The 22,159-nt window shown below is 51.2% G+C and carries 17 protein-coding genes; 4 read left to right on the forward strand and 13 right to left on the reverse strand.

The window, feature by feature from the left end:
• Positions 1 to 174: 174 nt before the first annotated feature.
• The 9 genes from LKK83_RS18930 to LKK83_RS18970 form a co-directional block, all read right to left on the reverse strand.
• The gene (locus tag LKK83_RS18930) at positions 175 to 357 is read right to left on the reverse strand and encodes a hypothetical protein (protein WP_324632837.1); all 183 of its coding nucleotides are present in this window, start codon (positions 355 to 357) and stop codon (positions 175 to 177) included.
• 108 nt (positions 358 to 465) lie between these two features.
• Positions 466 to 696, reverse strand: a complete 231-nt coding sequence (locus LKK83_RS18935) for a hypothetical protein (protein ID WP_324632838.1) — start codon at positions 694 to 696, stop codon at positions 466 to 468.
• A gap of 489 nt (positions 697 to 1,185) precedes the next feature.
• Positions 1,186 to 3,162 carry an AAA family ATPase gene (locus tag LKK83_RS18940; RefSeq protein WP_324632839.1) on the reverse strand — a complete coding sequence of 659 codons (1,977 nt, stop codon included), beginning with the start codon at positions 3,160 to 3,162 and terminating at the stop codon, positions 1,186 to 1,188.
• Positions 3,163 to 3,317: 155 nt separating this feature from the next.
• On the reverse strand, positions 3,318 to 4,295 hold the full coding sequence (mdh, locus tag LKK83_RS18945) for a malate dehydrogenase (RefSeq protein ID WP_324632840.1): 978 nt from the start codon (positions 4,293 to 4,295) through the stop codon (positions 3,318 to 3,320).
• Positions 4,296 to 4,321: 26 nt separating this feature from the next.
• Complete coding sequence (locus LKK83_RS18950) at positions 4,322 to 4,537, reverse strand: NAD(P)H-quinone oxidoreductase subunit O (RefSeq protein WP_324632841.1); 216 nt, start codon at positions 4,535 to 4,537, stop codon at positions 4,322 to 4,324.
• Positions 4,538 to 4,764: 227 nt separating this feature from the next.
• The gene (locus tag LKK83_RS18955) at positions 4,765 to 5,631 is read right to left on the reverse strand and encodes a DNA-formamidopyrimidine glycosylase (protein ID WP_324632842.1); all 867 of its coding nucleotides are present in this window, start codon (positions 5,629 to 5,631) and stop codon (positions 4,765 to 4,767) included.
• A gap of 3 nt (positions 5,632 to 5,634) precedes the next feature.
• Positions 5,635 to 6,015, reverse strand: coding sequence for a photosystem I reaction center subunit IV (locus tag LKK83_RS18960; RefSeq protein ID WP_324632843.1), 381 nt, complete (start codon positions 6,013 to 6,015; stop codon positions 5,635 to 5,637).
• Positions 6,016 to 6,127: 112 nt separating this feature from the next.
• Positions 6,128 to 6,769: a DUF6391 domain-containing protein gene (locus tag LKK83_RS18965; RefSeq protein WP_324632844.1), complete on the reverse strand. Its 642-nt coding sequence runs from the start codon at positions 6,767 to 6,769 to the stop codon at positions 6,128 to 6,130.
• A 659-nt stretch (positions 6,770 to 7,428) separates the two neighbouring features.
• Positions 7,429 to 8,430: an L-lactate dehydrogenase gene (locus tag LKK83_RS18970; RefSeq protein ID WP_324632845.1), complete on the reverse strand. Its 1,002-nt coding sequence runs from the start codon at positions 8,428 to 8,430 to the stop codon at positions 7,429 to 7,431.
• A gap of 1,344 nt (positions 8,431 to 9,774) precedes the next feature.
• Here LKK83_RS18970 and LKK83_RS18975 point away from each other — a divergent pair.
• Both LKK83_RS18975 and LKK83_RS18980 read left to right on the forward strand, forming a co-directional pair.
• Positions 9,775 to 10,947 carry a helix-turn-helix domain-containing protein gene (locus LKK83_RS18975; RefSeq protein ID WP_324632847.1) on the forward strand — a complete coding sequence of 391 codons (1,173 nt, stop codon included), beginning with the start codon at positions 9,775 to 9,777 and terminating at the stop codon, positions 10,945 to 10,947.
• A 187-nt stretch (positions 10,948 to 11,134) separates the two neighbouring features.
• Complete coding sequence (locus LKK83_RS18980; protein ID WP_324632849.1) at positions 11,135 to 11,458, forward strand: Uma2 family endonuclease; 324 nt, start codon at positions 11,135 to 11,137, stop codon at positions 11,456 to 11,458.
• 369 nt (positions 11,459 to 11,827) lie between these two features.
• Here LKK83_RS18980 and ppsA read toward each other — a convergent pair whose 3' ends face one another.
• Together ppsA and LKK83_RS18990 are read right to left on the reverse strand one after the other, a co-directional pair.
• Positions 11,828 to 14,350: a phosphoenolpyruvate synthase gene (gene ppsA / locus LKK83_RS18985; RefSeq protein ID WP_324632850.1), complete on the reverse strand. Its 2,523-nt coding sequence runs from the start codon at positions 14,348 to 14,350 to the stop codon at positions 11,828 to 11,830.
• Positions 14,351 to 14,659: 309 nt separating this feature from the next.
• Entirely contained in the window at positions 14,660 to 14,893 is a 234-nt protein-coding gene (locus tag LKK83_RS18990; RefSeq protein WP_324632852.1) for a hypothetical protein, read from the reverse strand.
• Between the two features lie 1,042 nt (positions 14,894 to 15,935).
• Between LKK83_RS18990 and LKK83_RS18995 the strand changes: the two genes are divergently transcribed.
• Complete coding sequence (locus LKK83_RS18995; protein WP_324632853.1) at positions 15,936 to 16,403, forward strand: VOC family protein; 468 nt, start codon at positions 15,936 to 15,938, stop codon at positions 16,401 to 16,403.
• Positions 16,404 to 16,618: 215 nt separating this feature from the next.
• Here LKK83_RS18995 and LKK83_RS19000 read toward each other — a convergent pair whose 3' ends face one another.
• On the reverse strand, positions 16,619 to 18,667 hold the full coding sequence (locus tag LKK83_RS19000) for an elongation factor G (RefSeq protein ID WP_324632854.1): 2,049 nt from the start codon (positions 18,665 to 18,667) through the stop codon (positions 16,619 to 16,621).
• Positions 18,668 to 19,118: 451 nt separating this feature from the next.
• Here LKK83_RS19000 and LKK83_RS19005 point away from each other — a divergent pair, with 451 nt between their 5' ends.
• A complete protein-coding gene (locus LKK83_RS19005) occupies positions 19,119 to 19,985 on the forward strand; it encodes a tetratricopeptide repeat protein (protein WP_324632855.1) in 867 nt (288 codons plus the stop codon).
• A 75-nt stretch (positions 19,986 to 20,060) separates the two neighbouring features.
• On the opposite strand, the gene LKK83_RS19010 is transcribed toward LKK83_RS19005, so the two are convergent.
• Positions 20,061 to 22,055 (reverse strand): CHASE domain-containing protein, encoded by a 1,995-nt coding sequence (locus LKK83_RS19010; protein WP_324632856.1) that lies wholly within the window; start codon positions 22,053 to 22,055, stop codon positions 20,061 to 20,063.
• Positions 22,056 to 22,159: the final 104 nt, after the last annotated feature.

The following is a 22,159-nucleotide window of genomic DNA, read 5'->3' on the forward strand; positions in this document are numbered from 1 at the left end:
TTGGGATTCATTAAAATTTGTTGGCATCCAAACATTTTCTTCACCTCCTTATGATATTATACAGCACAAAGCCTTATAATGTCCAACGAATATAATTGCGGGGAACCCTGGGTCAGTCGCTCGGCTTATATCCCCACGGATAAATCCGGGGGCTTTACGCCGATTCTCGGTAACCTATTCGGGTAAAGCGCGATAAGTGGCAATCACCATCAACAACAGAACCACGGTCCAGGACCAATCGGGGATAGCATCCATAATAGACCAAACCCCTCCCAACAACACGCCAAACAGTTCTAGAAAGTAAGCAATCGCGATCGTGGCGATCGCAAACAAAATAACCGGAAATATTTGAGACATACCATTTCCTCTTCTTGTTCTTCGTTACCAGCAAGGGGATACCTTACGGATTTTGGACTTTCTTGTAACAGATTATAAAGGAAAATTTACAAAACGCAAAATCAATTATTATGAGCCACCAACATGATGAGGATCGTCGGGGATGAGACGCTTAGACGCCACCAACATGGCAAACACCACCAACAGCTTCACCAACCAGGGGGCTAACACCAAGCTAACCACCATACAAACCGCCGAAATCGATCCCGCCAATACGGCGGCAATTTCTTCGCGGGTGTCGCAAGACACGCAACCGGCACTCAGGGAAATCGCGAGGAAAATAATACAACCTACAGACATGATTCATTACCTTCGAGTGAAAAATATTACCAGTCCCGCACCCAAATTCTAGGTGCGAATTTTCTTATTTACAGCCTAAGACCGACACACCCGCTTGATTTCGCATCTGTGACAGGTTTTTATCTGTCCTCAAAAAAAAGACTGACATCTTCATTCCCTGAAGCTGTCGCCTTCTATTTTCCTCAAGACGCGATCGCCGTTTTGCTTGTTTCTTAGGCTACAAAGATAGCGTAGCCCTCTCGACTTTTTCCTCCGTGAAAACCCCTAACTTTCTTCCGAAAAAAAACGCCGGTTTTCCTGTAGGGATTTAGGCAAAAATACCCTCGCTTCTCCTGCAACCCCAATCCGATCCGGAACTTTAGCACAAGTGGATCGGATTTAAGTTTTCCCGTCCCATTTTGCCGCCAAAAAGCGGATAAGTCGATGAAATTTCCGGTACAAAATCGACCCACGGGGCGGAGAAAATGAACCGCCCCTGTGGCGAGTTCGTTACTCTTGAGAACCCTCGGCGGCGATCGCATCTACCTGGGCTAAATCCGGACCGTCTCCCTCGAATTCCGACGACTCCAAACAGAGGGGGTCATCGATTTGCGCCACAAACAATTCGTCAAGTTCTCCACTGGGGACCGCATCGCGCACGATCGCTTGCATCAAACGATTTTCCACCACCAGACGGCGATCGCGAATATACTCCAAAATTTGGTTTTCCTGAATTCCATACTCCTCCCGATGCTGATGGATCCATCGCAGGGCTAGCAACGGTGTGATATCCGCCCGATTCAAATCCACCCATTTCCCGCCGCGATCGCCGATCAGTTGTTGCAAATACCGATAAGCTTGCCAATGGGAAGGAATAGGACGATCGCGATCGCGAATCAAACAGCCGCAAGTCAGGGCAAACGTATTGTATTGCACCAACCGTTTTAACCCCGCCTCCACCTTTTTGGCGTGGTTATCCTGTAACACCGCCACGGCGATCGCCACTCCCTTGCCCGCGCCATATCCCAGCGCTCTAAAATTCAAATACCCCCCATTGCGGTAATGGCGCTGAATTTCATCGCTGACGTCGTGAATCGTCACTTCGCCAATTTCCTCTCCCACCGCGCTGTAAAACGCGAAGTAAAGCGCATCGCCAATCCGGGCGTTATCGGCAAAAATCTCTGGATTCTCCACCGCTGCGATCGCTGAAACCCAGGCAGTTTCCACCTGTTCGAAGGGGTCATCTTCCACCGGGCGGAAATTTTCCGCGCACCATTCCAGGGCCTCGCGCAGGGTCAGCTTTTCGCGCGCCAGGGCTTCCAGTTGACCGGCGTCAAAGGGATAAATCGGCGTCGGCGGAGTTAAATTGTGACGACGATAATACCCTTGCAACCACTGCCTCACCAACTCTACTACATTTTCCCCGGCGATCGCCCGTAACTGCATCGGTTCTTTGTGCTTGCACAGATATGCCGAAATTCCTTGGGGAAGGGGTTCTACCCTGGTTTTCCAGGTTTCTTCTGTCATCACATTCAGGATGACAATCCCGCGATCGAGGCGCGCCCTCGGAACCGTATCCCAAATCCGCTTAATCAAACTCGCCACCACTCGTTCCCGTTTCAACCCCGTCTCGCTTTTATCTCTCGCCTCCACCTGGTCAAAACAAATCATCAAGGGGTAATAGGCGCTAATTATCTCGAACAGATGCACCAGATTCTCCCAGGCATCCGCATCCCGATGCTCCCGGGGGGGATTGGGCAATCCCAACTCCTCGGCTTTGGCTTGGCCAATTTCTTGACCGGAAAGCCATTTTATGCTATAGGGAGCTTGGGCGTTGCACAAGGTCCAAATAATCGCCCGCACTAAATCCGGATCGCCGAAGTTGGGTTTGAGGAGGAATTGGGCATTGGTAAGGCGATCGACCCAGGCTTGATTTTTGGCCAGGGAATTGGCATTGAGTTTGGCGGAAAGTTCCGAGGGAGAAAGGATGCGGGGGTCGCAATGGAGCGATCGCAGCGCTGTAGAGGCGATCGCGGCGGCTAAGCACTGCCACTGCATGACGCCGCCACTCCCGGTATGGCGCAAACTCTCTACCACTCGTTGCAAAAACTGATAGCGCAGCAGATTGATGTCGGTAAACTGACCGGCATTGATGTAGGCAAACAACGCCCGGGCATCTCGTTGCACCTGATGGCGCAGATGAGCGATCAGATGGCTTTTGCCGGTGCCTGGGTTGCCGAGTACGGCGATCGAATTGAGGGGAGATTGCCCCTGGCGCGCTTGCTGCAGGGCTTGCAGGACCACGCGAGTGGCACAATCGTTTAAGCTGGATAGATTGGGTAGCTGCGATCCCCAGATTTCTCGATCGCTGACGCGCGCCGAGAGGGGAAACGGATTGTCCGTGGCGATCGCCGCATTGAGTGCTTTGATGGAAGAAATCGAACGACTGGGCATAGCAAAGTGCTGGTGTTGGCGGGTCGAAGCCATCTTCGGGTTCTAATTAAAGTGTGCCTCTTTTTTTCCGAAACCTGACGTAACGGCGAAGACCTATTCGCTACCAGAGTTCCTGCCCGTTGGCACTCGCGCGGGAAAAGACAAGGCGCGAAAATCGAGCCAAATTCTCAATTCTTAATCCCGATGCTCTAGGAACTTTTACCCAGAATTGCTTTGGCTTGTTCTAGGTGTTCGCAAACTAATTTACCGGAAGCGAGAAAGGCTTGGCGTTCTTCATCGGTGAGGTCGAGTTCGATAATTTTTTCGATTCCACCACATCCCAACAGGCAGGGAACGCCGAGAAATAGATCTTTCAATCCATATTCACCCTCGAGGTAGGCAGCAGCAGGAACGATGCGGGATTGGTTGAGTAATATGGCTTCGATGGTCAGGCAAATCGAAGAGGCAGGAGCAAAGTAAGCGCTACCGGTTTGCATCAGTTCGACAATTTCCGTGCCGCCGTGGCGGGTGCGTTCCACTAGGCGATCGATGGTGGGGCGATCCATCAGTTCCGTTAGAGGAATGCCGCTAACGGTGCAGTAGCGCGCTAAAGGCACCATCAAGTTGCCATGATCGCCGAGTACCATTGCGTTGATTTCTTGGATGGAAACCCCTAATTCCATCGCCACGAAGGTTTTAAAGCGGGCGGCGTCTAAAATGCCGGCCATACCGATGACGCGGCGACTGGGAAGCCCGGTGGCTTCCCAGGCGACATAGGTCATCACGTCTAGGGGATTGGTGACGACGATTAAGATGGCATCGGGCGATCGCGCGATCGCTTGTTGGGCAGCTTCGCCAACAATTTTGGCATTGACTTCGATTAAGTCATCCCGGTTCATCCCGGGTTTGCGCGGACGCCCTGCCGTAATTACTACGATGTCGGATTCGGCGGTATCCTCGTAGTCGTTGGTGCCCACAATCCGGCGATCGTGCCGTTCTACCCCCCTGGCTTCCATCAAGTCTAGGGCTAGCCCTTGCGGCATTCCTTTCACTACGTCCAGCATCACCACATCGGCGAGGTTTTTCTCGGCGACGCGCTGGGCTAGGGTGCTGCCGACTTTTCCCGCACCAATAATCGAGACGCGGGGACTTTTGCAAAACTGGGGACGGAAGGGGGCAGAGGTCATAATTTCCCTTGGGATTGGCGGAGTGCTTATTTGAATTCTTCCAGTTGGTCGATCCGCAGCCAAATGTTCGGGGTGGGGACTTGGCCGAATTTCACTAGGGCATAATCCCCTTTGGTTTCTAGGACTTCGCCTTTGGTTTCAAAGATATAGGGCGAAAAACGCGAATCGCTGGCTTTGGCTTCTAGACTATTTTCTAACTTTTCGCGCACGGCGCGAACCTTAGTTCCTCTTTTGACGGCCATAATTGTCTGGGTAATGTTTAGAAATGTTTCTGGGGACTATTTTAATGCCCGATGGCGCTCTCGCTTCGCCCGGGCGCTTTTTTGCCTATCGGGTTTGGTCTATGCCACTCATAATTGGGGCAGGTTGCATGAGGGCGATCGGCGGTTTCTTAACTTTCGGATATATTCCGTAACAATTTTTTACATTTTGGCGGGCGGTTTGGCCTCCCGGGCGCTGGATTCTCCATTCACCCCTGGGGCTGACAGTGGGGACAAAAATGGGTGGAACGTCCGGCGAGTTTCAGGCGTTGGATGGGGGTGCTACAGCGGCGACAAGGTTGGCCGGTGCGGTTATAAACCCAGGCGACGCCGGCATAGTTACCGTTCACGCCGAGGAGGTTGAGAAAGTTGCTGAAGGTGGTACCGCCGGCGGCGATCGCTTCTTGCAAGACTTGGATAATGCTGTGGTGCAGGCGATCGATGTCGGTGGGGGTCAGGTCGCTGCACAGTTGGGTGGGCGCAATACCGCTGAGAAATAACGCTTCATCGGCGTAGATATTGCCCAACCCGGCAATGATGGATTGATCCAACAGGGCGGTTTTGATGGGTCTGCGCCGATGGTGCAGGGCGTGGCGCAGGGTGTCTGGGGAAAAGTCTGGGGAAAGGGGTTCCGGGCCGAGTTTTGCTAGGCCGGTGATGATGGTTTCTGGGGCCGTATGGGGCGGAACCCACCACATTTTGCCGAAGGTGCGCTGGTCTACGAAGCGCAATTCGCGATCGCCGGTGCAGAAAATGCGGACTCGGGTGTGTTTTTGCAGGGCCTCCTGGGGATGGAGCCACAGCAGTTGGCCGCTCATCCGCAGGTGAACCCCCAGCCAACCCCCCGGTGTGTGGGAGGAGTTGGCAGAGGGTCGGTGCAGTTGGGCGAGCAAATACTTTCCGCGTCGGTGCCAGAAAGCGATCGCGCAACCTTCCAGTGCTGCCAAAAAATCCACAGCAGAAACCGGGTGGGCAATGGTTCGCGATCGCAACACATCTCCCCCCCGTATGGTTTCGCCGAGGGTTAATTCGGTTAAACCTCGGCGTACTGTTTCGACTTCTGGCAGTTCCGGCACCAGTTAGCGGGCGTCAGTTCCCTGATTGGGATCGCCCTCGACGTTGGTGCTACCCAACCCGGTTTCGGGTTCGGCGGTTTCCTTCGCCCCGCCACCTTTGCCACGTGGGGCACCAGCGCCGGTTTTGCGCGCCCCCGCCGCTGTGGTGGTTTGCTTCCCACCGCCCGTGGCAGCAGTTTTCTTCTTGCCTTTCGGTGCTTCCACTTCGACTACTTCATCTTCGCCGAAGTTGTTGGTGTTGACGCCGGCGTAGTTGACTTTCTCAAAGCGGACGATCACCGGGTAGATGATGCCGCTTTGGTCTACGCTGGCTACGGTGCCGACGTCTTGATACCAGTAGGACTCTTTGCGCAAGATGCGGACTTTAGAACCACGTTGAACCATGAGTGCTTTTCCCTTTTATGAATGCAACAACAACAAGTTAAAGGAGAATTGTTTTTCAGCGTACTACTCTCTCGGGAGAGTCTGGCACCCTTTCATCTTTAAGTTTTGTTAACTATTCCCGCCAGCGCACTTCCACGAAGTGCCCGGGGCGACCCCACATGTCCCGGATGGGGGAAATGTTTTCAATGGTTAGGTTAAAGGGAATGGCGGTGGTCACGTACCGTTGGGCAACGATTCCCACGTCGGGAGAAAGTTGGGAGGCAGTGGTGGCAGCTACGCCAATGCCCAAGAGTTGGGACAGGGGATCCCGGGGCAACACCATCGTCAGCCCAAAGGCAAGAGAGGCGGTGAGTAGCATTCCGACGGAGAGATTGGTGCCGCAGCGCGGATGCACGGCGAGGTCCCATTCTCCTCGGGTGAGGCGATCGAGGGCGCGATGCGCTGCACGTCGGACATCGGCAGCGTTTACTTCGCCGTAAAGGTAAAATCCGCGATCGGTGGACATTCCGCCTAAGCCTTGGTTATCGCGCGATCGCGGCGCTGCAGCAACCCCCACCTCGGAGGTATTCGGGTCTTCGCTCAGTACCCACACCGTGGCATGTTCTAAGGCATGAACTTGCCGCACGGCTAGCAGTTCTTTTAATCCGGGGATAAAGGGCAGTTGCGCGAGTAAATCTGCATCCTGGGTCGGTTGCGGAGCAAATTCAAACGGCAACTGATTCGCCGGGGCGGAAGCAGGAGTGGCGTTGGTCATCGCAGCAAGTCTCCAAAGGGTTGAAACGCATCAGTTTTTCTCATCTTAACCACTAGGATAACGAGTCTGTCTGCACGCACCGGCGATCGCGCCTTTTTTTTCGGCATTTTTTGCCCTTAGTTTTTGTAAATTTCTCCCCTCAATTGCCCCCTTTGTCGATAAAAATTCCTCGGCTGTCTTTCACCCCCCTCTCTGTGACCCGTTACCTATAATCTATTATCCGCTGTTTGCCTATTTTATCATTAAATCGCCGCTTTAATCCCCGATTTATTGTTAGCGTCGAACCCTGATTTTTTGTTGTTTAATCTGAGGGTATCTTTTGAAGAATTTAGAGGCGGGCGATTGAAATCGCGCCTGGGCCGGCAAAGTCCGCCTACGCGGACTAAATTTTATCTCGTTCCCTGGTAAAGCCAGGGAACTTATCCCCGGAGGCTCCGCCTCCTCACCGGAATCGAAGAAGCGGGGGATTGAAATCGCGCCGAGGCACAGGCATTCGTGTGGCCCGGGACAACAGCGCTATAGTCTGCCTACGCAGACTAAATTTTGTGCCATTTATCCCGGTAACTATGATATAATATCGGAACACGGCACTGCCGTGTCCTGACTGCGAGCGATTTTTGTACCGAGAGAATTGCGATCGCTCATTCAAAAAATGGCAATTACAGATTCAGCGTATCGATAGTTTCCCGCATCACCGCCCCCGATTTTTGCAGCAGTTCTTTCTCTTTCGGCGTCATAGTGAGATTTACGATGCGCGTCACTCCCTGGCGATTTACCACCGCAGGTAAACTCAGGCACACATCATTAATCCCGTGAATGCCATTAATCAGAGAACTCACCGTCAAAATCCGGTTTTGATTGCGTAACATCGCCTGTAAAATCTGCGTCACTCCCAACCCGATCGCGTAAGAGGTCGCCCCCTTGCGCTGAATCACTTCATATGCCGCATTTTTCACCTGGGAAAAAATATCCTGCAGCAGATTGGCATTCTCCGTAGAACAATCATCGATTCCCGCTTCCCCGCACAAATTCATCCCGGAAATATTCACCTTGCTCCACACCGGCACCTCGCTGTCCCCATGTTCCCCAAGAATATAAGCATGCAGACTGCGCGGGTCGATTTGTAACTTATCCGCCAATAAATACCGGAAGCGTGCCGTATCCAGCACCGTCCCCGATCCGATAACCCGATTGCTGGAAAAGCCCGATAATTTCAAGGTGACATAGGTCATAATATCCACCGGATTCGTCACTAAGAGTAAAATTGCATTGGGACAATATTTCACCACATCTGGAATCAAGCTTTTGAAAATCTCCACATTGCGATGCACCAAATCTAACCGCGTTTCCCCCGGTTTTTGCTTTGCCCCGGCGGTAATCACCACCACATCCGGATCCTGACTTTCTTCTATGCTTCCCGCTCTCACTTGGGTGGGCGACACAAAGGGCAGCCCGTGGAGTAAATCCATTACTTCCCCTTTCAACTTTTCTTGGTTGATATCCACCAACAGCATCTCGTCTAAGGTATTTTGAATCAGCAGGGAATAGGCGCAAGCCATCCCCACTTGACCCGCACCAATAATCACTCCCTTAACGGGACGACGATTGCTCATCCCTTCTGCACCAGCGTCCCCTAAAGGGGTAAATAAATGTTCGAACATTACCTTTTCTTTCCGTCTATGACTTCTGCCCGTTAGGATAGTCTTTTTCCACTGATTTCGCACCCTTCTCAAGAGGGAGGGCGATGCCACAGGGGAATGAGTTATGATGAAAAATCCGACCAGAACGATCGCGCGGCTTGACCCCCCGATCTGGTGGGCGGAGTTCCCCATGCGAGTGAGTCAGTGGGTGGTTTTTTGCAGCCTACAGGGTGAGGGTTGGTTTCAATTTTATGCTAAAAATGAATGGCGTAGATAAGGCGATCGCGCTCTTGTTAGGGGAAGCAGCGGAAAACTGTTATCTCCATCAGCGAAAGGCGAAGTGCGAGGAAAAAACCCTGGGGGTTGGACTCCCAGCTTCCCGTTATTATGGATGAAGTCGGCTTCGTAATCGTTCCAACTCCGATGAGTTCAATTGATGTCTCGCATTTTTCATCCCCTGAACTAAAGCATCAAATTCCGCCACTATCGGCTCACAGCGATCGATCCACGCCTCAAAAAAATCGCCGCGCGTCAGATAAGAAATACCGAGATCGCAAGCCACCTCGCAAGCCCGATCGTCGAAAGATATAAAAACGGCATCGTTTGGGTAACGCTGTATCAACACCAAACAAGCCGCTTCCCCGACATCGCATCGATGGGATATCTTTGACGAAGTATCTCTCGCCGATCGAGTTCTTCTACAGTTAATCGATCCACAACCAGAGTACCGCGATCGAAGTGTTCCTCTAATTGCCTTGCATTTTCCAAGAGGGTTTGATAACGCTTAGACTGAGCTAGAGTCTGGCGCTTGGCGTAGCGCAGACCCCGCGCGAATTCACTTAACCCCTCATCATTGTTTTCGAGGGGATACTCTCGTCGTCTCGGTTGTAGACTTTGGCGGGGAACCTCGCAGAGGAAACATCGAGCGCTTCTAGGAGGATGTTTATTCCTTGCGGATGAGCGAAGCTCATGACCCGTAGAACAACTGTATCTATGATTAGATTGTTCATGGAAAATTTCAAAAACATTGTTAAAATGCAATTTTATATAGCCATTAGTTTAACACAGCGTTATAATCATTGGTAGAGGTCTGTAAAACGTTGGGAGGCTGGAAATGAAACCATTTGCCCAGATCCCATAGCCGATGGCTGTTTCCGAACCTTCGATCGCCCGCGATCGCAGATTCGGTCAATCCCCCTCTCGCCTGAAGTATGATGTCTGTCATTCCTAGGGCAGAATTTTGAAGCTCACAGAGGCAGATCTATCCCCCACCGAAGGATCCACCGAGGCAGACCCTCTTTGGCTGGATCCGGGGTAATCGGTGATACACTCTGGCATCTGGCGAAACGATACCATTAAATTAAAATGATGAATTACGAAAAGTTAGGTCAGCAATTGCGGCTGGCGCGCGACCGATCGCAAATGACTCAAACCGAGGCGGCTCAACTGATTGATGTCACGCCATCTGCTCTCAACCAGTACGAGAGCGGTAAGCGCCGAGTGGACGCTTTGACTGTAGAGCGTTTGGCACGACTGTACGGAGTTCCGATTCGCTATATATTCGAGGCGGAAATTCCCTCGCGAGACTGGGAAGATGCCTTGCGTCTCGATTCACAGAATATTTCTCCTTCCAGTAAGGCGGGAATTGGACGGCTGATGGAAAAGGTGTCGGCTCTAGAAGAATTATACATGCGGATGGAAATTCCGTTTCCGGGTATTCCTCACTCACCGTTTCCTCCGGTTCCCGACGATCGCTTGGCTGAAGCGCAGACGGCGATCGCTTCTGCCCAAAAGGCGCGATCTCATTACCATTTGGGAATAGCACCCCTGTTGGATTTGCGAGGTTTCTTGGAAAGCCGGACTTACCATATTTTTATGCTTCCCTTTGGTCAAGAAGCAAACGCGATTCGTGGACTGTTTTTCCTTCACCCAAACCTGGGATATATTGCAGTTTTGAATGAAGAATTATCCAGGAGCGATCGACACTTGACCTTAGGGCATTTATTCGCTCATAGTCTCTACCAAAACCACTGGCCCGCTATTTTTTGCCGCCAAAACGATACCCGTTCTCTGGAGACATTTGCTAACCGCTTTGCCGCCTATTTCCTCATTCCTTCTGAGGCGTTAATCGAGCGTTTGCAAGCTCATCAAATCAAGGCAGTTGCCAATCCGGCAGATGCAATCCATCTGGCGCGTTATTTTGGCGTAAGCTATGAAACGATGCTTTATCGATTGAAGGAAGAATCCTGCTTAACCGGCTCTCCGGAACGGTGGAATAAAGTGCAGCCGGAAGTGTTAGCCCAAATGCTCGGCTATTCCCCTAAACCGAATGAATCGGATCGGCCATTTATGACGATAGAAGACCGTTTGCCACGCATTTTTATCGAACTTACTTATCGTGCAGTTGCATCAGAAAAGCTTTCCCTGGGATCGGCTGCTGAAATCTTAGGAATCAGCGAGTTTGAATTGGAGGAGCGTCTATACTTTGAAGAGTCCGAGGAGAAAGTCGCGGAAACTCATAAAATACTCCAGGTGTAATCCTCAGCAATGAGCGATCGCATTGCCCAAGTGAGTGTTTACCCTCCCTCGCCCCCTGAAGGTTACAATTTTCTTAAGGGGGCGATTTCCTCGGTATCGCGCACACCCAATCCTGTTATAATACCTAAATCGTTCCTCGGGAGCGACGAAGACCCTTTATCTCCTGCCATATCCCGATGATGTACTATTGTTTAATTGGCTTTACGTTTCGCACGATCGCCTGTGCCGCGATCGGATCCTGGATGAACCTTGTCCCGTCCCCCCAGAATTGGCGATCGAAATTATTTCTTGCGACCAAACCTTTGGCGAAATCAGCGCCAAAGCGGTAGATTACTTAAATGCGGGGGTTTCTCGCGTCTGGGTTATCGATGCGAAAGCGAAAACCGCGACCATTTTCTATCCCGATCGCCCCCCACAAACGAAAGGCGGCGATGAAGTAATAACCGATTCGTTATTGGTAGAATTGCAAATCACACCGGCGCAGATTTTCCAGTCAGCCGGGATTCCCTAGGTTGGGGGTAAATGTGTGAATTCACCCTGGTGCAACAATCATCGGTTAAAAAGCAACTCAAACTGAAAAAATACCAATTTAGCCTATATATGGCCGCACCTTTTCCATTATGTTTAGAATACCACAAAATCGAGAAATTTTGACGAGTTTTGCGATAAAATTTTCTTATACTTTGGCGGATTGGATAACGCGAGCGCTTTTTTTGTCAACCGTAGGGTGAGTGACCCCCGCCCTGCAATTCGTGGGAACATCATCCCATCCACCTCGGGGGTCGCGCACCAACCCTGACCAAACCCAAAAAAAATAGCCCGCCGCAGCGGACTATTTTGGCGTAGCGGGAGAGTTAGGTCTCCCGACTACACAGAGGAATTACTTCTTCAGCGATTCTTCCAACTTGGCAATGTCGAGCAGGGTCTTCATCACGGAGTCGGGGTTCAAGCTGATGGAGTCGATACCCAGTTCCACCAAGAAGCGGGCGAATTCGGGATAGTCGGACGGTGCTTGACCGCAGATACCGATCTTGCGATTGTTCTTCTTGGCTTTTTCGATGACCATTTGAACCATATCTTTAACCGCTTTGTTGCGTTCGTCAAAGATATGTGCCACCAAGGAGGAGTCGCGATCGAGACCCAAGGTGAGCTGAGTCAGGTCGTTGGAACCGATGGAGAAGCCGTCGAAGATTTCGCTGTACTGATCCGCCAGAATGACGTTGCTGGGGATTTCGCACATCACGTACACTTGCAGGCCGTTTTCGCCGCGCTTGAGACCGAATTTTTCCATCGTCTCTAGCACTTTGCGACCTTCAGCCGGGGTGCGGCAGAAGGGAATCATCGGAATCACGTTCGTCAGACCCATTTCATCGCGAACCCGTTTCAGGGCTTTACATTCCAACCCGTAGGCTTCGGCGTAGTTCGGGTCGTAGTAACGGGAGGCACCGCGCCAGCCGATCATCGGGTTTTCTTCTTTCGGCTCGAATTGCTTACCGCCTAACAGGTTCGCATATTCGTTGCTCTTGAAGTCGGACATGCGGACGACAACCGGATTCGGATAGAAGGCGGCGGCGATCGTGCCGATACCATGTGCCAGTTTGTCTACGAAGAATTCCGGTTTGTTGTCGGGATACAATGCCGTGAGTTTGGCAATCTCTTTCTTGACGGATTCATCTTCGAGTTTGTCAAAGTGAATCAATGCCAAGGGGTGAGCTTTGATGTGGTTGGCAATGATGAACTCGAAACGAGCCAAACCAATACCATCGCAAGGAATGGAGGACAGACCGAAGGCTTCTTCCGGGTTGCCCACGTTCATCAAGATTTTGGTCTTGGTGCGCGGTAAGTTGTCGATTTGGGTTTCTTCGACTTCAAAGGGAATCATGCCTTTGTAGACTTTCCCTTCTTCCCCTTCGGAACACGAAACCGTGATTTCTTCTCCAGTCTTGACGTCGCTGGTGGCAGTTCCGCAACCGACGATCGCCGGAATACCCATTTCCCGGGCGATAATCGCGGCGTGGCAAGTCCGTCCACCTTGGTTGGTGACGATCGCGCTGGATTTCTTCATAATCGGCTCCCAGTCGGGGTCCGTCTTGTTGGTGACCAGCACTTCACCTTCTTTAAATTCGTCGATCTTGTGGACGTCGAGGATGACGCGCGCTTTACCTTGGCCGATCATTTCGCCCACGGCGCGACCCCGGGAAACCACATCGCCGGTGCCTTTGAGTTTAAAGTTGCGGATGACGTTGCCGGCTTTTTGCGATTGCACGGTTTCCGGACGCGCTTGCACGATGAATAAGTCGCCGGTAATCCCGTCTTTCGCCCACTCGATGTCCATCGGGGTTTCTTTGCCCCGGGCGGCGCTATAGTGGTCTTCGATGATGCAGGCCCATTTACCCAAGGTCAAAATTTCATCATCGGTGATGCAATATTGATTGCGTTGGGGTTCGGGAACCGGGACGTTCTTGGTGAGCTTGGAACCGCCCACGTCATACACCATCTTGATTTCTTTACTGCCCAAGCGTTTTTCCAGAATCGGACGCTTGCCTTCTTTTAAGGTGGGCTTGAAGACGAAGTATTCGTCGGGGTTGACGGCACCTTGTACCACGTTTTCCCCTAACCCGTAGGCGGCGGTGATTAAGGCGGCGTTCTTAAAGCCCGTTTCGGTGTCGATGGAGAACATGACCCCGGAGGTTGCTAAGTCGGAACGCACCATTTTTTGCACGCCGACGGAAAGGGCAACGCTGAATTCGTCGAAGTCTTCGCGTTTTTCAGCGTATTGGTGTCGGTAGGAAATCGCGCGATCGGTAAATAAGGAGGCGAAGCACTTGTGGCACGCTTCGAGTACCCCTTTCACGCCTTGCACGTTCAGGTAGGTTTCTTGCTGTCCGGCGAAGCTGGCATCCGGTAAGTCTTCGGCGGTGGCGCTGGAACGCACGGCTACGTCAAGGTCGGTGCTGAAGCGCTCGCACATTTCTTGGTACTCTGGCCCGAACCGCTTGCAAAATTCGGTGTTGCTGCCATATTTTTCGCACAACTTCAAATACGCTTCGGCGATCGCATCGTCGAGTTCTTTCGGGAACGGCGTGTTCATCACCATTGCCCGGGCTTGCTTTCCCCGTTCCCGCAGGTTGTTCAAATCGTTGAGATCTAAGTCGGAGAACAACTTCCGCAGCTTGTCTTCCAACCCGGCTTTTTCAATGAAATATCGATAGGCATAGGCGGTGGTGGCAAAACCGGTGGGTACGTTGACGCCTTTGGACGCGAGCTGTTGGATCATCTCACCCAAGGAGGAGTTTTTCCCTCCCACTAAGGCGAGGTCGGCTAACCCGACTTCTTCAAAGGTCAGCACTAATGCTGTTTCCTTGGAACCTTTGGATTGTTGTTCTGGCGCTGTAGAAACCATAGAATTCGTCTCCCGTTAACTGATGCTCGTTTTAACAACTTTAAGACAAATGTCTTTTCTCTTCAACAAGTCTTTCGTTTCTTTCTCTATCGTATCATAACTCAATTTTTTTCTTTTCCTGCTTAACAAAATGTTTATTTTTCAACTTTCTCTGACAAATCCTCCTGTTCCTGCTTCTTTGATTCGACACTGGTTACTTTATCAACTTTTTCTCCAAATTTCAACCACCTTTAGCTTTACTTAATTTTCCAGTTTGTGGCGGATACCCCGGGATTCCCCGATGCAGCTATAAATCCGGTCTAATCCGGGCTATTCTGACTGAAATTCCCCACTCTTTACCCCTAATCCTAAAAAAATAATAAAGAAAATCGGCAATTCGACAATTCGGTACTTCCCCTCTGGGAAAACCGAGGCGCGAGTTCTTCCAATTGCATAGCCCCTGGAGAGTTTTCCGGCGTGAGGGGATAAATTTTCCCCCTGTTGGTTCCAGGTTTTGCACCCTGGCTTCGCCATTTTGATGGTGCTTAATTTACAAATATTCATCCTTATTTCTTCCCACTCCCGACCCCTCAACAGGTTATCTCTTTCAGGGCTTCTTTGTCTCCACCTAGATGACAATCGAAACGTTCTGAAAGCATCTTGCTTCCTGCTGGTAAAGTCAAGGCAAAGATAGGATTTGCTTGGGATAGTGATTAGTTTTTATTATAAGTAAATAAGTGTTTCTTTTCTTAAAATTGGATTCCCATGCCAAAGACCATTGAGAATGAAGCCAGCGCGCGTCCATTTTCCCTCCTGTCTTCACCTTGTACCCACAGAATTTCTCCTTTTTTTTAAACTCATTGTAAACTCCTGATTTTTCACTCCATAGGGGGATGACATGTACGCGGGTTGGGTAGGGAACGAGCTGCGTGTGAGAGAGACGGTGGAGGCCATTTTCCAGGCATATGGAGTTGGGGGTTCGATCCCCGGCGATCGCCTACCCTGTATTTGACTCCTAACTACCATCTGTTCGAACTCCTCCTTCTTTTGGCGTACCTCGCGTGCGAAATCCCTGCCTTTGGGTTGAATCGCGGGTCACTTCACCACGACTCAACTCGTTCCACAGCCGACAACCCGCACCATTTACAAATTCTGCCAGCAAACAGGTCTTTATGTTAGCCGAACATTTTCCGAGTCGCTGTTATCTCAGATACAGTTTGCGATTCTTAATGTTAAGTTAAGCATTGGCTGTAGAGGTTAAAACCAGGCGATCCCAGAACAGTAAGGCGGTCTGGATCGCAACCTGGGGAGGCGATCGCCCCATCTGCGGTGCAACCCGAGAGGGAAGGAAAGGAGAAAAAACCGGGTGCATTCGGCAAACTAAAACAGGGTATCACATCAGGGTTCTCGTGACATCCTCCCAGAGTGGCAAAAAAACGGGGATCGTCGCAAGATACAATCCAACCCCCGATCGCTTTTGCCGCCCGGGGCAAGGTCGGGTTATAATCAGCACCGAGTAAAAACAGCAGGGCGATGCTCCCCTAAAACCCAGGCGATCGCCCATTTGTTTTCCCCTCGCGGTCCATCAGCCAACCCACTGCTTCTCATGCTTCCCAACATCAAACCTCAAACCTTTGCCATCGATCCGGGCAGCTTGCGGCGCGTTCACCATATCGCCTTTAACGTCAAAAATTTGAACGCATCGCGTCATTTTTATGGTAATATCCTCGGCTTGCACGAACTCACCGGCGAGGAAGTGCCCAGCACCTTGCGCGAATTAGTGGCGGCGGGAAAAGTCGCCAACTTTGTCACTCCAGATAATACCGTCATCGACTTATTTTCCGAACCGGACTTATCGCCGCCAGATCCCGATCCGCAACGGGCCTTTACTCGCGCCAATCATCTGGCATTTGATATCGAGGCGCAATTATTCGATCGCGCGGTAGACGCCCTCCATCACCATCAAGTGCCCATCGCCCAAGGGCCGGTGACTCGTCCCACCGGGCGAGGAATTTACATTTACGATCCAGATGGATTTATCATAGAAATTCGTTGCGATCCCCTGGAGGATTAAAAAATGGAGAATATCGGCCCATTAGATGCGATTATGGGGGGATTAGCGATCGCGATCGCCCTGGGCGGACTGGTCATGTTATTCAGCGGCATTTTCGCCAGCCAAGATAAGCAATAATCCGACGCCGGCGATCGCCGGCGTCGCAGTAGAGACCCATCTCAGGTCTCTACTTGGGGAAAAGCCTTCCCCCGTGGCACTCCTCACGCCGCCAGCGCTTACTTGCCGTTGCCATTTTCCTCAGCATACATGGCCAACACGCGCTCGGCCAGTTTATCCGGCACTTCCTGCAGGTGGTCGAATTCCCAGTTAAAGAACCCGACGCCCATTGTGAGCGATCGCAATTCCACAATTAAATCCTGCATTTCCGACTGCGGGATATAAGCCGAAAGTCGGTCCCATCCTTTCCAGTCGGACATCGGTTCGTAGCCCAAAATCTGGCCGCGACGACCGCTGATCAACTGCATCATATTCGAGGTAAAATCGCTGGGTGCAGAAATTTCCACCGAGGCGATCGGTTCGAGTAACGCCGGTTGGCACTGAGTCATGCCCTCCTGCATCGCCAAACGTGCCGCTTGCTTGAACGCTTGTTCGGAACTATCCACCGAGTGGTGCGATCCATCCACCAGAGTCACCGCCACATCCACCACCGGGAAACCCAACGGGCCTTGTTCCAGGTACTCGCGCACGCCGGTTTCCACCCCGGGAATATACTGCTTCGGCACCACACCGCCGACAATTTTCTCGCTGAAGTTAAAGCCTTCACCGCGCGGGAGGGGCTGAATATCCAAGTAAACATCCCCAAACTGCCCGTGTCCGCCGCTTTGGTGCTTGTAGCGTCCGTGTACGCGAGCTGTAGTTTTGCGAATGGTTTCTTTATACGGAATGTGCGGCACATGGGTCTTCATCGGCAAGTTATACTTGCGGCGCAGCCGATCCAACCCCACTTTTAGGTGAATTTCCCCCTGACCCCAGAGAATGATTTCGTGGGTGTCTCCATGTTGTGCCCAGCTCAATGCCGGGTCTTCTTCGAGCAACTTGCTCATCGCCGCACTGATTTTCACTTCGTCGCTGCGCTTTTCTGGCGTAATGGCAAGGGAGAAAACGGCAGGAATGGGTTCGACTTTGGGTAATTCAATCTTTGGCTTGCCGTTGTCGCGAGTTAAGGTGTCGCCGGTGAAAATTCCTTCCATGCGGCTGAGTGCCACTAACTCTCCCGCACCCGCACGTTGCACGCTTTCGGTCTGCTGTCCCATCATCCGGTACATCCCGCCAACGCGCACCCCATTCAGGCTCATGCTGTCGGTGATTTCCCCTTGCCACACTCGCACCAAGGAGAGTTTTCCCCCTTGGGGGGTGTAATAGGTTTTGATGACCTGCGCCACTGGATCGTTAGCCGGCAGTTTCAACCCGCGCCGTTCCACGGTGGCGCTGGGTGCGGGGGCTTCGCGCACCAACGCATCGAGTAAGTGGCGCACCCCATAGTCCTGTTCGGCAATTCCCATAAACACCGGGACGATTAAATCGGCACTCAATTCCATTTTCAGATCGGCGACGATTTCTTCTTGCGGGGGGTCGATATCTTCGAGCAGTTCTTCTAACAGGCGATCGTCAAAATTGGCTAGCTCTTCGAGCATTTCCTGACGCGCCGCCTGTTCGGCGTCTTTGAGCTCCTCTGGCATGGGAACCGGATCCGCCGGGGCACCGGGATGATAGTGAAAGGCTTGCTCGCTGACTAAATCGATAAAGCCGATCGGCTCTTCCCCTTGGCGAATGGGATATTGATGGGGCACCAACGGACGGCTAGAAACGGTCTTTAAGGCGTTAAGCACCTCCATGAAGCTGTTTTTCGAGCGATCCATTTTGTTGATGAAGACCAAATGCGGGATTTCCCAGTCATCGAGGAATTTAAACAAGGGCGCTAGGGTCAGCACCCGGTTGACTTCCGGTTCGCAAACCACCACGGCGGCACCGGCACCGATTAAGGCGCTGTAGGTCTCTTGGATGAATTCTACCGATCCGGGGCAGTCGAGGAAGGTGAAGCGAATATCCTCGTACCGGGTGGTGGCGGCGGATACTTCGACGCTCATCTGGCGATCGCGGGCTTCTGCAGAACTGTCGCTGACGGTGTTGCCTTCTTTAATGCTGCCTTTGCGGGTAATCGTACCCGTGACAAACAGCAAGCTTTCTAGCAAGGTGGTTTTTCCACTTAAATAGGGTCCTACAATGGCGACGTTCCGCACGCCCGACGGTACTCTTTCGGTCATAACTCACTCCCTTGAGTTCAAACATTAAAAAAAATGAAAGTTTTTCTCCGGGGTTAGGATTTGTGGTATAATATCCCCTTGAACTCTAACCCTTGGCGGATGAACTTAATCGATTCTCCTCTAACTCGGCTTTCTTTCAGGTTCCTTTATATCTTAAAACTGAAACACTTTGCTAGGGTGCCTATTTCGCGAATTTTAACAAAATTTTATCCCGGTTAATAAGTGTGGTGAATTAATAAGTTTTGTAAAGGATTCCCGGCACTGCGCGATCGCCTCCGGGGGAAAAACGAGCAGTTTTCTCAAATGCCGAGAGTCTCCACTCCTTCTCAATTCTCAATTCTTAGTTCTCAATTCTCAATTCTCAATTCTTAACTCTCAATTCTGAAACGGGCAACAGCCACGGGGCAGGGGGATGCAATTCACACGGAAAACATGGCGGCAGATTATCGCGATGAGCGCAATGCTATGGATGGTTGCGGGCGGACCCGGCGCAATGGTCTGGGAACCGATCGCCCTCGCCCAAGCGCAATCCAACCCCGACGCGGCGGTTAACTGGGTCAATCGCGGACTCGGACTCATCCAAGAAGGACAAATCTCGGAAGCGATCGCGGCATTCGAGCGCGCCACGCAACTGGCTCCTTCCCTGGCGGCGGCACATTATAACCTGGGCTTGGCTCTGCGTCAAGATGGCCAACTGCAAGCTGCCGCCGATGCATTTTACCGCGCCACCCAAGCCGATCCCACTTTTGCTCTGGCATTTGCCAATTTAGGGGCGGCTTTATTGGAAGGTAACAATCTGCAACAGTCCCGCGATTACCTACAACAGGCGCTGCAACTCGAACCCACAATGGGACTGGCCCATTATAACTTAGGATTGATTTTCAAACAAGAGGAATCCTGGAATGAGGCAATCGGCGCGTTTCGCGCCAGCATCACCTACAGTCCCAACGCCCCGGAACCTCCCTATCATTTGGGACTCATTTATCTCGAACTCGGCCAAATTCCCGACGCAAAAGCCGCCTTTGAAGAGGCGATCGCCAAGCGCTCTAACTATGCCGAAGCCCACTATCATCTCGGCTTGATTCTCTACAACCAACAAGACTACAATGCCGCTTTAAATGCCTTTCGCAGCGCCGCCGAATCCAATTCTAATTATGCCAATGCCTATTATGGCGCGGGATTAGTTTTTCTCCGCCAAGGGGAAGTCGGGGAAGCGCAACGAGTTTTGGAATATGCTAAAGAACTTTATCGGATACAAGGGAATGGGGAACAAGCTCAGAGTGTGGAACGCCTGTTAGAGCGATCGCGCAATCCCTAACCGTGGCGATCGCGCGCCCATTCATTGCCGATTTTCCAATCGCCAATCCTCTGGTGAACCACCCTACTCTACAACTCAAGCAATTTGAATCGGTTGGGCGATCGGCAGTTCGATATAAAATTCGGTTCCTTTTCCAGGTTTTGAAAAGCACTGCAAAATCCCGTGATGTTTTTCCACAATAATTTGATAGCTGATAGACAGTCCCAACCCCGTGCCTTTCCCAATGGGTTTAGTAGTAAAAAATGGCAAAAATATCTGCTCGATTGTTTTTCGGTCGATGCCGCTTCCATTATCCCCAATCCGAATGACAACCGCCTGAGTTTCTACAGTAACTTCTGTGGGATTAGACCCGGATATCGAGTGGCTTTTTCTAAATGTATGCCCCGGTTCCACCACTTCGGTGCGGAGGGTGAGCGTCGGCACATAATCTGCGCCTAATTTTTTAGTGCTGACTTCTTCTAAAGCATCGATCGCATTTGCCATCAAATTCATAAACACCTGATTGAGTTGCCCGGGAGAACATTCCACCAGAGGCAAATTCCCGTAGTCTTTAATCAGTTTGATGCGCGGGTGTCCGGCAGTTTCTTTGAGCCGATGCTTGAGAATGGTTAAGGTACTTTCAATTCCTTCGTGGATATCCACTTTCTTCATCTGCGCTTCATCCATGCGGGAAAAATTTCGCAAAGAAAGCACGATTTGTTGAATGCGATCGGCTCCCACTTGCATGGAAGAAAGGGTTTTCGGTAAATCTTCGATGATAAAATCTAAGTCGATCGCTTCGGCTTGGTCTTGAATTTCCGACACCGGTTCGGGATAATGCTGCTGATAGAGTTGCAACAATTCAAGCAAATCTCGGCTATATTCATCCGCATGACTGATATTGCCGTAAATAAAACTCACCGGGTTATTGATTTCATGCGCCACTCCCGCCACTAATTGTCCGATGGAGGACATTTTTTCTGCCTGAACCAATTGGGCTTGCGTTTTTTGCAATTTTTCCATTGCGGCTTCTAAATCTACAGTGCGCCGGATGGACATCCACAGATAAATCCCCAGGGTACTGGTCAGCAGCAAGCCAATCGCCAGGGTGGCTAAAGTGGGCAATTGGGTTCTTGCAAAGCCCGGTTGCGGCACAAGTAACACGATCCATTGGCGATCGGCCACTTGAATGGTGCGAGTACAATGGGTGAGACTCGGACATAAAGACCCCCGCAATTTTTCCGTGGGCTTTTCACTGCTGTAATTGTCGATGATTTGGCCGGTTTTTGAATCATAGAAAATTAAAAATCGATTTTCATCTGCAGCAGATTCATCGAGCAGATAAAAATCCAACCGCTCTAGATTAATGCCTTTGAGCGATTCTTGCACCATCTGGGAAAGCTTGTAAATCGTGTAGACCATTCCCTGAAAGTTTTCCTGGCGCTCTTCTACCGTATCCGTGGGTCGGTCTTCCCGATAAACCGGTCGGTAAAGCGCCAATCCGCCAGCTTGAATCGCTAAAATTACCCGTTCCGTTGCCGCGATCGCCCCGGTATCTCGAGCTTTTTCTAAAGCGCTTATGTAATGCGGATCTGAAGCAAGATTAAAGCCGAATATGCTTTTATAAATCGGGGTAGGTTCGCCGTAGGTGATGGGAAAATATACCTCTTTGTCCGGGGCGACAACAAATTTGCCCGCTTCATCTCGCGCCTTAATCTGAAAATTAGGAAGTCCTGACAGGCGCATGGCCCGTTCGTAACTCCAGCGCTGATTTTTCTGCACGGGAATCACCCACGCCATCCCATGAATACCCGGGTAATTATCCAAAAAGGGTTGGGCGAATTGTTTGAAGTCTTGCCGCGAAATGCGATCGCTGGCATCGTAAAAGGCCCCGAGAGCCATTGTGGTTTGCACGTATTTGTCAATACTGCTTTGCAACGCTACGGTAAGATTTTCGAGTCGTCTTCCCAGGGTTTCTTGGGTTTTGGCCACTTCCGACTTCCACACCATCACCGTGGCGATCGCTGTTAATCCTACCCCCACGATCGCGCTAAATGCCACGGGAAGATAAGGATAATTTCGACCAGGCAAGTTCTGCCGTAATGTTTTCGCAATCTTATTTATCATTTTCCCACAGCTTGGGGAGATCCACCCATTGATTGAACGCGGACTATTTTTCGGTCACTCACCCGAGT

Origin of the sequence: Phormidium sp. CCY1219, from assembly GCF_035615515.1 — a bacterium.
Lineage (GTDB): Bacteria > Cyanobacteriota > Cyanobacteriia > Cyanobacteriales > Laspinemataceae > CCY1219.